The 232-nt window shown below is 69.8% G+C and carries 1 pseudogene; it reads left to right on the top strand.

From position 1 onward, the window contains the following. Positions 1-232 (top strand): annotated as a pseudogene (locus BN358_RS27825) (glycogen debranching enzyme GlgX); the annotation flags it as partial.

Raw genomic sequence — 232 nt, 5'->3', positions numbered from 1 at the left:
CCCTGGTGGATGAGCACCGTCGCCAGTCCAACCACGACCTCACCCTCACCGGTGACGGCGTGTGGACCCTGCACCTGCCCGCATCGGTTCCGGACAGCGCTACGGCTACCGCGTCCACGGCGCCTGGGCACCGGAGAAGGGCGAGCGGTTCAACCCTGCGAAACTGCTGCTGGACCCCTACGCACGGGCGATCACCGGCGGCGTCGACTACGCGGGCCCGATCGCCGACCAA

Source organism: Sedimentibacter sp. B4 (assembly GCF_000309315.1).
Lineage (GTDB): Bacteria > Bacillota > Clostridia > Tissierellales > Sedimentibacteraceae > Sedimentibacter > Sedimentibacter saalensis.
The sequence above is the reverse complement of the archived record's forward strand: the minus strand, read 5'-3'. Positions and strand labels throughout refer to the sequence as shown.